At 71.6% G+C, this 13,677-nt stretch carries 9 protein-coding genes; 6 read left to right on the top strand and 3 right to left on the bottom strand.

The annotated features are described in order from the left end of the window. Positions 1-10: 10 nt before the first annotated feature. Positions 11-1,831, bottom strand: a complete 1,821-nt coding sequence (locus KR546_RS02635) for a glycoside hydrolase family 15 protein (RefSeq protein ID WP_238443150.1) — start codon at positions 1,829-1,831, stop codon at positions 11-13. Between the two features lie 70 nt (positions 1,832-1,901). After that, on the bottom strand, positions 1,902-2,450 hold the full coding sequence (locus KR546_RS02630; protein ID WP_238443149.1) for a DUF421 domain-containing protein: 549 nt from the start codon (positions 2,448-2,450) through the stop codon (positions 1,902-1,904). A 213-nt stretch (positions 2,451-2,663) separates the two neighbouring features. Between KR546_RS02630 and KR546_RS02625 the strand changes: the two genes are divergently transcribed. Genes KR546_RS02625 through KR546_RS02610 form a run of 3 tightly spaced genes read left to right on the top strand, consistent with a single transcriptional unit; the run spans position 2,664 to position 8,651 of the window. Continuing rightward, entirely contained in the window at positions 2,664-4,451 is a 1,788-nt protein-coding gene (locus KR546_RS02625; RefSeq protein WP_238443148.1) for a thiamine pyrophosphate-requiring protein, read from the top strand. 1 nt (position 4,452) lies between these two features. Continuing rightward, on the top strand, positions 4,453-5,595 hold the full coding sequence (locus tag KR546_RS02620) for an enolase C-terminal domain-like protein (RefSeq protein ID WP_238443147.1): 1,143 nt from the start codon (positions 4,453-4,455) through the stop codon (positions 5,593-5,595). Next, a complete protein-coding gene (locus KR546_RS02610) occupies positions 5,592-8,651 on the top strand; it encodes an FAD-binding and (Fe-S)-binding domain-containing protein (protein WP_274387485.1) in 3,060 nt (1,019 codons plus the stop codon). Before KR546_RS02620 ends, KR546_RS02610 begins: the two co-directional genes overlap by 4 nt. A gap of 69 nt (positions 8,652-8,720) precedes the next feature. Here the strand turns inward: KR546_RS02610 and KR546_RS02605 are convergent, their stop codons facing one another. Beyond that, on the bottom strand, positions 8,721-9,947 hold the full coding sequence (locus KR546_RS02605; RefSeq protein WP_238443146.1) for a cation:proton antiporter domain-containing protein: 1,227 nt from the start codon (positions 9,945-9,947) through the stop codon (positions 8,721-8,723). Between the two features lie 198 nt (positions 9,948-10,145). Here KR546_RS02605 and coxB point away from each other — a divergent pair, with 198 nt between their 5' ends. From coxB to KR546_RS02590, 3 genes are read left to right on the top strand one after another with little or no spacing between them, the layout of a single operon-like run. Continuing rightward, entirely contained in the window at positions 10,146-11,156 is a 1,011-nt protein-coding gene (coxB, locus tag KR546_RS02600) for a cytochrome c oxidase subunit II (protein WP_238443145.1), read from the top strand. Next, positions 11,153-13,054 carry a cytochrome c oxidase subunit I gene (ctaD, locus tag KR546_RS02595; protein WP_238443144.1) on the top strand — a complete coding sequence of 634 codons (1,902 nt, stop codon included), beginning with the start codon at positions 11,153-11,155 and terminating at the stop codon, positions 13,052-13,054. The genes coxB and ctaD overlap by 4 nt, the downstream gene beginning before the upstream one ends. Continuing rightward, entirely contained in the window at positions 13,054-13,677 is a 624-nt protein-coding gene (locus KR546_RS02590; RefSeq protein ID WP_238443181.1) for a cytochrome c oxidase subunit 3, read from the top strand. The genes ctaD and KR546_RS02590 overlap by 1 nt, the downstream gene beginning before the upstream one ends.

The raw sequence follows: 13,677 nt of genomic DNA, 5'->3' as shown, positions 1-13,677 counted from the left end.
TCCGGCGTCGTCATGCGGCTCCCCGCCCGTCCGCAGCGGCGAGGTCCAGTGCCGCCTGGACCAGGCCAGCATGGCTGAATGCCTGGGGGAAGTTGCCCAGCAGCGCGCCGTCGTCGGGATCGACCTCCTCGCTCAGCAGTCCCACGTCGTTGGCGTGGTCCAGGATCGCCGTGAACCGCTCATGGGCCCGCTCGACCTCGCCCACGGCGGCCAGCGCCGAGACCAGCCAGAACGAGCAGATCACGAAGGCCCCCTCATCGTGGTCGATCCCGTCGTCGACCCGGTAGCGGTGGACCAACCCCTCGGCCGCCGACAACTCCTCGAGGACCCGGTCGACCGTCGCGGGCAGGATCGACCCGTCCTCGTCCGGGAAGCCCTCGAGCACCGCGACCAGGTTGGCCGCGTCGGCCGCATCGTCGTCGTACGAGCGCGTCAGCGCCCCGCTGTCGGGATCCACCCCGCGCTCCGCCACGTCGTTGCGGACGGCCGCGGCGGCGTCCTCCCACTCCGTGGTGTCCAGGTCCGGTTCCAGGTCAGTCGCCATGGAGGCGGCACGGGCGAGGCCGATCCAGGCGAAGACCTTGGACGACACGAAGTGCCGGGGACGGCCGCGGACCTCCCAGATGCCCTGGTCGGGCTGGTCCCATCGTTCGGTGATGACGTCCGCGACCTCCTTGACGAACGCCCACAGCCCACGGTCCACCTGTCCGCCGTGCCGATGCAGGCGCCACACCGCGTCGACCAGCTCGCCGTGGACGTCCAGTTGGAACTGCTGGGAGGCGGCGTTGCCGATCCGGACGGGAGCCGACCGATAGCCGGCCAGGCCGTCCAGTTCCCACTCGTGCAGGAGCCGTTCGCCACCGACCCCGTACAACGGCTGCAGGTCGTGGGCCCGACCGGCCGTCGTGCGTTGCAACCAGGCCGCGAACGCCTCGCCCTCGTCGACCAGGCCGAGTGCGAACAGGGCATCCAGGATCAGCGCCGTGTCGCGCAGCCACGTGTAGCGGTAGTCCCAGGACCGTCCGCCGGACGGTGCTTCCGGCAGCGATGTGGTCGGGGCGGCCACGATGGCACCTGTCGGCGCGTTGGTGAGTGCTTTCAGGACCAGGGCGCTGCGGACCACGGCGTCGCGATGGGGACCGTCGTAACCGATCCGCGACGACCAGCGTCGCCAGAACCGCCGGGTCCCGTCGAGTCGCTGCTCGATCTCGTCGCGCGAGCGTGGCCGCACCTCCAACTGGTGCGGACGCTGGTACTCGATGCTCAGGAAGCGCACGTCGCCGGTCGTGAGGCGTTCGCGGGCCACGCAGCCGGTGGCGTCGGCCGACTCCAAGGGCAAGTCCGATGTGACGACCAGTGCGTCCGGACCACCGGTCACCGTGACCAGTCCGTCGTCCACAAGGTCGATCCGCGGCCTCGTGAGCCCGTACTCGAAGCGAGGCTGCACGTCGACCTCGAGCTCGACGCGTCCCTCCACGCACCGTGCCCAGCGCACCAGCTGCATGTGCGGCTCGACCTCGCCCGTCGACCCACTGGCCCGCGTGTCGTCCACCACGAAGGCGTCGACGACCTCCAGCACGCCGTCCGGCGCCTCGAACGTCGTGCGGAGCACGTTCGTGTCCGGCTCGTAGGCACGCGTGGTCGTGTGCTCCCCCACGGTCGTGACCAGGCACCGTCCACCTCGTCGGCGATCCAGCAGAGGGGCGAACACCGGCGGGGCGTCGAAGCGCCGGAAGCAGCACCACTCGACCCCGCCGTCGAGCCCGACCAGGGCAGCCGAGTGGCAGTCGCCGACCAGCGCCAGCTCCGCGATGTCCGGGTAGTCGTCCATGTCCGTTCCCGTGTCGACGGCAACACCTCTCCCCGACCGGGCGGGACGAGCGCTGGTCCGCCCCTCCCCGTCACTCCGATGGTGCGAGCTCACGGGCGCCCACGACCTCCGTGAGCAGGGCATGGTCGAGTCGCGAGGCCACGGGCACGACGCTGACCTCACCGCTGCGCTCGAGGATCGCGGCCCGGACCTCGTCCAGGCTGCCGACGCCGTGGCTGCGCAGGCACTGCCGCAGCTCGGTCCGACTCATCCGTGCCCGTCGCAGCCCGGCCGACAGCACCTCTCCGTCGGCCACAACCAGGATCGGCCGGTTCTGCGTGAACCGGTGGACCGCCTCGACGTGGTGGTGCAGCCACCCCAGGCCGGCGTGCAACACGAACATCGTGACCAGCGCCAGTGCCGCCCCCGACAGGTTGGTGACGACCAGCACCCCACGACCGATGATCGCCCCCAGGGCGAACGTGAACGCCAGGTCGTAGCTCGACAGCGACGAGAACTGCCGCTGCCCGAGCAACCGACTGGCCAGGATGGTCAGGGCGTACAGCCCCACGACCGTGACGACGGTCAGGCCGGCCTCGCCCCAGTCCAGCGCCAACGTCAACCAACCCGTCGGGTGCATGTGGACCTCCTCGGAGCGCTCGCACCTCACCGTGCCCGTTCGTGCCCCGGGCTACACATCCGGATCGCCCCGGGCCCACACGTCGTCGCGGCGGGGCGGTCATCGGGACATGTTTGTCGTGTCATCGGCTCGGGAAGCCCCCGAACGGGCCGTCGACCCGCCGGGCAGGCCCAGCCCCAAGCGCCCGAACCGAACCGCGACAAGGAGTCCCGGATGACCACCACCGTCGCCGATGCCCTGCTCCAGCGCCTGCGTGAGTGGGAGGTGGATCGGATGTTCGGCTATCCCGGCGACGGGATCAACGGCATCCACGCGGCGATGCAGCGGGCGGACGGACCGCGCTTCGTGCAGGCTCGGCACGAGGAGTTGGCGGCCTTCATGGCCTCCGGACATGCCCGGTTCACCGGCCAGGTGGGCGTGTGCCTCGCCACGTCGGGCCCGGGGGCGATCCACCTGCTCAACGGGCTGTACGACGCCAAGCTCGATCGCCAGCCGGTCCTGGCGATCGTCGGCGCCCAGGCGACCACGGCCCGCGGTGGCTCCTACCAACAGGAGGTGGACCTGACAAACCTGTACAAGGACGTCGCCGGGGCGTTCCTGGTCGAGGTCACCTCGCCCCAACAGCTGCCGCTGGCGGTCGACCGCGCCATGCGCACGGCCCTGACTCGCCGGACCGTCACCGCGATCGTGGTCCCGATCGACGTCCAGGAGCAGGAGTACGTGGCCCCGAGCCACGCCTTCAAGATGGTCCCGTCGAGCCGCGGGGTCGTCGAGCCCGAGATCAGCCCACCCGACGACGCGCTGGACGCGGCAGCCGAGCTGGTCAACGCGGGGGAACGGGTCGCCGTCCTGGTCGGCCAGGGTGCACGTGGCGCTGCCGCGGAGGTCCGTGAACTGGCCGAGCTGACGGGCGCCGGCGTCGCCAAGGCACTGCTGGGCAAGGACGTGCTGCCCGACGACCTCCCCTGGGTCACGGGCCCGATCGGCCTGCTGGGATCCAAGCCCTCGTGGACGTTGATGGACGAGTGCGACACCTTCCTGTGCATAGGCTCGAACATGCCCTACACGCAGTTCCTGCCCGGACTCGACCAGGCCCGGGCCATCGACATCGACATCGACCCGCACAACATCGGCCTGCGCTACCCCTTCGAGTTCAACCTCGTCGGGGACGCGGCCCTGACCCTGCGACGGCTCCTGCCCCGCATCGAGCGCAAGGTCGATCGGTCCTGGCGCGACAAGCTCGAGGGCGAGGTCGCCCAGTGGTGGGACCTGGTCGAGCGCCGGGCCATGGTCGACGCGGATCCCCTGAACCCCCAGCGGGTCTACTGGGAGTTGTCCTCCCGGCTCCCCGACGACGTCATCATCACGGCCGATTCCGGCTCGGGGACCAACTGGTTCGCCCGCGACCTGCGGCTGCGCGAGGGCATGCGCGCCTCCCTGTCCGGGACGCTGGCGACGATGGGGCCGGCCATGCCCCACGCGGTCGGGGCCAAGTTCGCCCATCCCGGTCGACCGGTCATCGCCACGGTCGGCGACGGGGCGATGCAGATGAACGGGATGAACGTCCTGATCACCATCGCCAAGTACTGGCGGGAGTGGGAGGATCCCCGACTGGTCGTGCTGGTGCTCGACAACCAGGACCTCAACCAGGTGACCTGGGAGATGCGCGCGATGGGCGGCTTCCCCAAGTTGGAGGAGACCCAGGAGGTGCCCCGGGTCGACTTCGTCGCCTTCGCCGAGTCGCTCGGGCTCGCCGGGCACCACCTGGACGACCCCGACGCCGTCGGCCCCACCTGGGACCGGGCCCTGTCGGCCGACCGCCCGACCGTGGTCCAGGCCCGGGTCGACCCCGACGTCCCGCCGATCCCGCCACACGTCGAATCCGACCAGGTCGAGTCGTTGGTCAAGGCGCTGCTCGGCGGTGACCGCGACGCCGCCGGGATCATCAGCACGGGCGCACGCGAACGGGTGCAGGACTTCCTCGTTCGCATGCGGTCCTGACGTGCCCGTCGCGTCCCGGCCACGGATCCGTGACGTCGACGTCGCCCCCTGGACGTTCCCGACCACCACGACACGCGAGCAGGACGGCACCCACACCTGGGACTCGACCACGATGGTGGTCGCCGAGGTCACGGCGGGGGACGTCACCGGCCTGGGCTGGACCTACGGCCCCACGGCCGTGGCCACCCTCGTCCGCGACGAACTCGCGGGGGTGCTGGTCGACGCGGACGCACTGGACGTACGGGCACGCTGGCTCGACATGGTGGCTGCGCTGCGCAACGCCGGCCGTCCCGGGATCGGTGCCCTCGCCGTGTCGGCGCTGGACGTCGCGCTGTGGGACGCGCGTGCACGGCTGCTCGACAGCTCGCTGGTCGACCTGTGGGGTGGTGCGCGCGACGCCGCACCGGTCTACGGGTCGGGTGGTTTCACCAACCACGACGTGGACCACGTCGCCAGGCAGCTGGCCGGCTGGGTCGACCGGGGGATTCCCCGTGTGAAGATGAAGGTCGGCCGCGACCCGGGACGGGACCCGGCACGCGTGGCCGCCGTCCGCGAGGTCATCGGGGACACGCCGGCGCTGATGGTGGACGCCAACGGCGCCCACACGGTCCAGCAGGCCGTGCGGGCGTCGCAGGACTTCGCCGACTCCGGCGTCGTCTGGCACGAGGAGCCGGTCTCGTCGGACGACCGCGACGGACTGGCACGCGTCCGGCGGCGGAGCCCCGCGGGCATGGACGTCGCGGCCGGCGAGTACGGCTGGGACGCCTTCCGCCTCCGGGACCTGCTCGAGGCCGGCGCCGTGGACTGCCTGCAGGCCGACGTCACCCGGTGCGGCGGCTTCACGGGCTGGTTCGACGCGGCAGGGCTCGCCTGGGCCCACCAGCTCGACCTGTCGGCCCACTGTGCCCCGAACCTGGCCGCCCACGCCGGCTGTGCCACCCGCCGGTTCCGCCACCTGGAGTGGTTCCACGACCATGTCCGAATCGAGTCGGTGGTGCTCCGCGGTGGACTCGAGCCGATCGACGGCGCACTGCGCCCCGACCGTGACCGCCCCGGGCACGGCCTCGAGCTGGACCGGTCGGCGGCCGACCAACTCGCCAATGGCAGGCCCCCGCCCCCGGCGCATCCCACGGAGCGAACATGACCGCCCTCGACCCACGAACGACCCTTCCCCTGGACGACGACGACCAGCAGGCACTGGCCTTCGCCCTGCGCAGCGCGATCGAGGGCGAGGTGCGCTTCGACCCGGGCAGTCGCCACCTGTACGCCACCGACGCCTCGAACTTCCGGCAGGTGCCGATCGGCGTGATCACGCCACGCAGCCTCGACGACGTCGTCGCCGTGCACGAGGTGTGCCGCGACCACGGCGCGCCCGTCACGATGCGGGGTGGCGGCACCAGCCTTGCCGGACAGGCCTGCAACACCGCCGTCGTCGTGGACTGCTCTCGCCATCTCGACGCCATCGAGGAGGTCGACGTCGCGGGCCGCACGGCGCTCGTGCAACCCGGGGTGGTGCTGGACGACCTGCTCGACCGGATCGCCCCGCACGACCTGACGTGGGGACCCCGCCCGTCGACCCACAACCGCTGCACCATCGGTGGCATGATCGGCAACGACTCGTGTGGCGCGCAGGCCTTCCGGTACGGCCGCGTCCAGGACAGCGTCGAGGCGCTCGAGGTCGTGCTGGCCGACGGGACGCGGACCTGGGTGGGACCGACGAGCGACGCCGACTTCCGCCGCCTGGCCGCCCGGGACGACGCCCTGGGCCGGGTGTACGGGGAGCTCGACGACCTGCGCCACCGGCATGCCGACGCGATCCGCACGGGCTACCCGGACATCCCGCGACCGATCTCCGGCTACTCGCTGGGAGCGCTGGGCGTCGACGGCGACGCGAACGTGGCCCGGGCGCTGGTCGGCAGCGAGGGGACCTGTGCGACGGTCCTGCGTGCCCGGCTCAGCCTCCACCATGCCCCGGCGGAACGCACGATGCTGGTCCTGGGCCACGACGACGTCCACGCGGCGGCCGACGCGGTCGCCCAGGTCCGCCATGCCGACGGACTGGTCGCCCTGGAGGGGATCGACCAGCACCTGGTGGACAACATGCGCGACAAGGGCGAGCACGCCCGGGCCATCCCCTACCTGCCCGACGGCGGTGGATGGCTGTTGTGCGAGTTCGCGGCCGACACGCCCGAGGAGGCACGCGCGTTCGCCGAGGACCTGCGCCGCAGCGCCGACGGCGGCCCGTCCATGCACCTGTACACCGACCCGGACGACATCGAGGTCGTCTGGGCAGCGCGCGAGGCCGGCCTGGGCGTGACCGCACACTTCCGCGGTGACGACCACTGGCCCGGGTGGGAGGACTCGGCGGTACATCCCGACGACCTGGGGGCCTACACGCGCGAGCTCCGATCCCTGCTGGACGAGCACGGCTACGACGCCTCGTTCTACGGCCACTTCGGGGACGGCTGCCTGCACTGCCGGATCGACTTCGACCTGCGCTCGGCCGCCGGCGTCGCGCAGTACCGCACGTTCCTGGACGAGGCCGCCGACCTGGTGGCGGCCCACGGCGGCTCGCTGTCCGGCGAGCACGGCGACGGGCAACAGCGGGCGCAGTTGCTCGACCGGATGTTCGACGACGAGCTGATGGCGGCCTTCCACACGTTCAAGCACGTGTGGGACCCCGACAACCGGATGAACCCCGGCAAGGTCGTGGACGCCGACGGGGTCGACGAACACCTTCGCCTGGGCGCCGACCACCGACCGTGGCACCCCGACGACCTCGCGTTCGCCTACCCCGACGACGACGGCGACTTCCACCGTGCCGCCCTGCGCTGCGTCGGCGTCGGGACCTGCCGACGTGACGACGGCGCCGGGACCATGTGCCCGTCCTACATGGTCACCCACGAGGAGCAGCACTCGACGCGTGGGCGTGCACGGCTGCTGTTCGAGATGCTGCAACCGGACAGCGACCTGGACGGCTGGCGCGACGACTCGGTGCGCGAGGCGCTGGACCTGTGCCTGTCCTGCAAGGGCTGCCAGACCGACTGCCCGGTGAACGTGGACATGGCCACCTACAAGGCGGAGTTCCTCCACCACCACTACGCCGGGCGGCTCCACCCACGCGTGCACTACGCCCTGGGGCTGATCGACCGGTGGGCCGCTGTGGGTGCCCTGGCACCCGGGCTGGCGAATGCCGCCCTCGGTGCACCGCTGCTGGGCGACCTCGCCAAGGGCGTGGCAGGGGTCACGCGGCGTCGCCCGGCGCCGCGCTTCGCCCACCGCAGCTTCCGATCGTGGTTCGCCGACCGGGAGCCCGCCAATCCCGACGGCCCGCCGGTGATCCTGTTCCCCGACACCTTCGTGGACCGCTTCGAGCCACACGTCGGCCGCGCCACCGTGCGGGTGCTCGAGCGCGCGGGCCACCACGTCCGGGTCCCTCGTCGACGCCTGTGCTGCGGTCGACCGCTCTACGACTACGGCTTCCTCGGACTCGCCCGTCGACGGTTGGAGGCCCTGGTCGCGGAGTTCCGTGACGACGTCGCAGCCGGCATCCCCGTGGTCGGCATGGAGCCGTCGTGCGTGGCGACCTTCCGCGACGAGCTCCCCAAGATGCTCCCGCACGACGACGACGCCCGCCGGCTGACCCAGTCGACCTTCATGCTCGGCGAGTTCCTCGACGAGCAGGGCCACGACTGGCCGTCGCTGGACCGGCGCGCCATCGTGCACGGGCACTGCCACCACAAGGGGGCGTTGGAGATGGCCGGCGAGGCAGCCGCACTCGACGGCCTCGGGCTGGACTGGGAGGAACTGGACGCGGGGTGCTGCGGACTCGCGGGGTCGTTCGGCTTCCAGGCCGGTGAGCACCACGAGGTGTCGGTGGCGGCCGGTGAGCGCAAGCTGCTCCCGGCCGTCCGGGCCGTCCCCGACGACACCCTGGTCGTCGCCAACGGCTTCAGTTGCCGGACCCAGGTCGCCCACCTGCAGGACGGTCCACGTCCCCGCCGTCCCCTCCACCTCGCCGAGGTGCTCGACCTCGCCTCGACGACGGGTCCGGCCGGTCCCACGACGTCGCGACCCGAGGACGCGTCGCCCACCGACGACGATCGTGGCCTGTCCCGCCGGGACCTCGGAGTGCTCGCGGCGATCGGTGCCGCGGCGGGCGCCACGGCGACGTGGCTGGCCGGCCGCGCCTCCGACTGAGTCGGTTCCCGGGGCGGACGCTGGCCACGGGACAGCACCAAGGTGCAGCGACGCCACGTCCCGGCGGCGTCACGAGCCCCGGGCACCGGTCGTCGTGGAGTCGCGGACGTCCCGGTCGCCCGTGCGCTCGCGAAGCAGGCGTCGTCCCACGCCCGTCGTGGTGCCGTGCACGAGGACGCTCGCGGCGACCACGGCCGACCCGTGGACCCACAGGTCCTCCGGACCGCCGAACTCCTCGGCCTCCAACAGGTAGAAGATCGATGCCACGCCCATCGGCCCGAACCAGCCGAGCCAGGTCGCCCCGACGCGATCGATGCCCAGGCGCCGGCGCAACAGGTACACGACCGGCAGACGACGCAGGACCAGGACACCGAGCGCCAGCACGGCCACGACCGGGCGGTCGACCCAGGCGTCGACTGGCAGCATGACGCCGAACAACGCGAACACGGGCAGGGCGAGCAGGCGATCGACGCCCTCCTCCACGCGGTGCTGTGCCACCCGCTCGCCCTCGCCGATGCCGGCGCTGTAGACCACGCCGGCCGCGAAGATGGCCAGGATGCCGTCGAGGCCCAGCAGCTGTGCCAGGCCCAGGACGAACAGCGAGAAGACCAGGGTGAGCAGCGGCACCGTGCTGTCGTCGCCGTACTCGTGGCGTACCAGGGCACGCAGTGCCCGCGCGGCGACCCACCCGAGGGCGGCGCCGACCACCAGCGCGCCGAGTACGCCCACGATCCCCCGCGTGAGCACCACGTCCCACGAGACCACTCCGGCGACCGCGGCGGTGACCACGACCAGCACCAGCGCGAGGCCGTCGTTGACCGCCGACTCCAGGCCGAGCAGTTGCCGCAGGCGATCGGGGACGTCGTCCTCCGCCCGGTGCCCCTCCACGACGCCGGAGGCCAGGACCGGATCGGTGGGGACGAGGCAGGCCCCGAGCAGCAGGCACAGGCCGGCGCCGAGCGGGAGCAGCACGGCGGCCACGCCGGCCGCCACGAGCATCATCACCGGCATGACGACGAGCACCAGCAGGGCGACCCCGCCGGAGCGTCGCCGCATCACGTCGAGTGGGTGCCGCAGCGCCACGGTCATCAGGGTCATCGCCAGCAGGATCCGGGTCGATTCCAGCAGGACCGCGTGGTCCGGGGCGACGAGCAACGTCAGCCCCTCCGGGCCGAGGACGGCCCCCAGGACCACGGCCGCCAATGGCGCGGACACCGGGATCTCGTCGAGGCGGCGAGCCGCGAACGCCACGACCAGCGACAGGCCGGCGACGGCCAACAGCCAGGTCGCGAACATGCCGATCCTGTGGACGACGACGGGTGCGGCCGGGCTTCCCGCGATGGCGCCACGGCAAACGCTGCTGCTCGCCCGGTCCGTCTCCGCCCCGGAGGCGCCATGTTTGCCGTGGGCGCCTGCCGGGGATGATCGGGTGCGTGGCGGTCGCCCCGCGCCACGGCCGGGGCCGTCGCGTCGTGCGCGACGAAGGGTCCGAGGATGCGACAGCGGCCAGTCATGGCGGCCGTCGGAACGGTGGCACTGGCAGTGGTGCTGGCGGGGTGTGCCCGGGGCGGGCTCGCGCCGCGGGGCCCCGAGGCGGAGCGGATCCTCGACGTCACGGAGATCCTGGTCATCGCCGGTGGCGCCGTGGCGCTGCTGGTCGTGGCCACCTGGGTCGTCGCCGTACGACGGCCGGGACGTGGGGACGACCTCGACGCCGGCCGGGACGAGCTCGACCCCGATCCGGTGGAGCGTGGACTGGTGCTGGGCGGCGGGATCGTGCTACCGGGCGTGGTGCTGACCGGATTGTTCGTGCTGGGCGTCTGGACGATGTCGCGGCCACCTCCGACCGGCGACCTGGTCGTGGAGGTCGTGGCCCACCAGTTCTGGTGGGAGGTGACCTACCGGCAGGTGCCCGGGGTCGAGCCCTTCGCGACGGCCAACGAGATCCATGTCCCGACTGACACCGACGTCGACTTCCGGCTCCGCTCGGAGGACGTGATCCACAGCTTCTTCGTGCCGCAGCTGGCAGGCAAGGTCGACATGGTGCCGGGTCGCGTGACCAGCCTGACGCTGTCCGCGGACCAACCCGGCGTGTACGAGGGGGCCTGTGCGGAGTTCTGCGGGATGCAGCACGCCCGCATGCGGATGCGGATCGTCGCCCAGGAGCCGGACGACTTCGCCGCCTGGGCCGACGGCCAGACCCGCCCCGCCCAGGCGCCCGAGGGACCCGAGGAGGTGCGGGGACGGGAGGTGTTCCTCGCCAGGAGCTGCGTGGGATGCCACACCATCCGCGGCGTGGCAGAGGAGGGCGACGTCGGACCGGACCTCACCCACCTGGCGACCCGTGACGAGATCGCCGCGGGGACGTTGCCGCTCGACGAGTCCAACCTGCGGGCCTGGATCGACAACGCCCAGTCCATCAAGGGTGGGGCACGCATGCCACCCCAGGACCTGCCGGACGAGGAACTGGACGCGCTCGTCGCCTACCTGTTGGGGCTGGGATGACCACGACGGCGACCACGACCGAGCGGCTGGCCGCCGCCTGGGGGGACCAGCCGGGGATCCTCGGGTTCTTGTCCTCGGTCGACCACAAGCGCGTGGGGCGTCGCTACCTCGTCACGGCCGCCGTGTTCCTGTTCCTGGGTGGGGTCCAGGCGCTGCTGATGCGCACGCAGCTCATCGGACCCGAGGCCGGGGTGCTCAGCCCCGAGCAGTACAACGAGCTGTTCACGATGCACGGGACCACCATGATGCTGCTGTTCATGGTCCCGGCGGAGTCGGCCTTCGCGAACTACTTCCTGCCGCTGATGATCGGGGCCCGCGACATGGCCTTCCCCCGGCTCAACATGTTCAGCTACTGGGTGTTCCTGTTCGCCGGCCTGTTCATGTACGCGGGCTTCGTCACCGGGGACGTCCCCGACGGCGGCTGGTTCGCCTACAGCCCACTCGTCCTGGACGAGTTCAGCCCCGGCCGTGACATGGACTTCTACGCGATCGGCGTGATCTTCCTGGGCTTGTCGACCACGGCGGGCGCCATCAACTTCCTGGTGACGACGTTCAAGCTGCGGGCACCGGGGATGACCGTCAGCCGGATCCCGGTGTTCGTGTGGGGGATCGTCGCGATCGCGTTCATGATCCTGTTCGCGTTCCCGTCGTTCACCGTGGCACCCCTGATGCTGGAGCTGTCCCGGGCCCTGGACATGCGCTTCTTCGACCCGTCGGCCGGCGGGGACCCGCTGCTGTGGCAGCACCTGTTCTGGTTCTGGGGCCACCCGATCGTCTACATCCAGCTGTTGCCGTCCACCGCCATCGTGTCGACGATCATCCCGGTGTTCACCCGCCGCCGGCTGGTGGGCTACGCCTGGGTGGTCGCGGCCATGCTCGCCACGGCGTTCATCAGCTTCGGACTGTGGGTGCACCACATGTTCGTGGCCGGCCTGCCCCAGCTGACCACGTCGTTCTTCTCGGCGGTGTCCCTGGTCGTCGTGGTCCCGAGCGGCATCCAGTTCTTCGCCTGGCTCGCGACGATCTGGCTCGGCCGCCCTCGGTGGGACAGCCCGATGCTCTGGGCGATGGGCGAGATGCTGCTGTTCCTCATCGGGGGGATCACGGGCGTCATGGTGGCGCTGGTGCCGTTCGACTCGCTCGCCCACGACACCCACTTCGTGGTGGCCCACTTCCACTACCTGCAGGCCGGCGCGGTCGTCTTCGGGCTGTTGGCCGGGCTGTACTACTGGTTCCCCAAGCTGACCGGCCGGCGGACCCACCGGGGCGTCGCCCGACTCGGGTTCTGGACGACCTTCGTCGGCGTGAACCTCACCTTCATGCCGCTCCACTGGGCGGGCCTGTGGGGGATGACCCGCCGGATCGCCACCTACGAGCCGGGGCTGGGCTTCGAGGTGCCCAACCTGCTCGCCACGATCGGGTCCTACGTCTTCGGCCTCGGCCTGCTGGTGGTGCTGGGCGACCTGTTGTGGAGCTGGCGCAACGGACCGGAGGCCGGCCCGAACCCGTGGGGCGCGGGCACCCTGGAGTGGGCCACCAGCTCGCCGCCCCCCGACCACGACTTCGCACGCCTGCCGATCGTGCGGGACCGGTACCCGCTGTGGGCGGGCCGCACGACGCCCGACGACTCGGGGGCACTCGCACTGGCGACCGACGACGACCTCGCCCTGGCACCGCCGGACCTGCACCACGAGGTGGCGCTGACCGCTGGTCCCGAGGGCGATCCGCAGCAGGTCCGCACGATGCCCGGACCGTCGTTCGCCCCGCTGCTGGTGGCGCTGGTGTTGACCCTCCTGTCGATCGCGATGCTGTTGCGGTCAGCGAACCTGGTGCTCACCGCGTGCGGGCTCCTGGTCGTGTCCGTCGGTGCGTGGTTCTGGCCCCGGGAGGGATCGTGATGGGCGACGCCCTGGCAGAGGTGGTCCAGCGGAGCCGGCTCCAGCCCGCGCGCGGCCGGTCCCTGGCCTTCTGGGGCGTGATCCTGCTCGCGGTGACCGAGGGGGTGCTGTTCGCGGTGATCCTGTTCGCGTGGTTCTACACGTGGGCCCGTACCCCCCAGTGGCCACCCGAGGGGATCGCGCTGCCCGAGCTCGGCTTCTCCGCGGTCCGCAGCATGGTGCTGCTGTCCACGAGCGCCTCGGTGTGGGCGTGCGAGCGTGCCCTGCGGCGCGGGGACCGCCGGCGCACGTGGGCCTGGCTGCTCGTGACCCTGGGAGCAGCAGCCTTCTTCCTCGGCACGCACGTGCACGAGTTCGTCGCCGTCACGCCCGACGAGTTCCTCTGGTCCGACAACGCCTACGCCTCGCTGTGGTGGACCATCCTGAACCTGCACGGGGCCCACGTCGCGGTGGGGATGGTCGTGTGGTTGTACGTGCTGGTGCGACTCGGTCGAGGTGCCTACGGACCCGACGACGACGTGGAGGTGTCGACCGCGTCGATCTACTGGCACTTCGTCGATGGGGTGTGGGTCTTCGTGTACGCCTCGCTGTACCTGCTGCCGAACCTGCTCGCGAGGGGGTGA

Source organism: Salsipaludibacter albus (genome assembly GCF_019798055.1).
In the GTDB taxonomy this organism is placed as follows: domain Bacteria; phylum Actinomycetota; class Nitriliruptoria; order Nitriliruptorales; family Nitriliruptoraceae; genus Salsipaludibacter; species Salsipaludibacter albus.
Note: the sequence above shows the minus strand (reverse complement) of the source record. Positions and strands in the feature narration are given on the sequence as shown.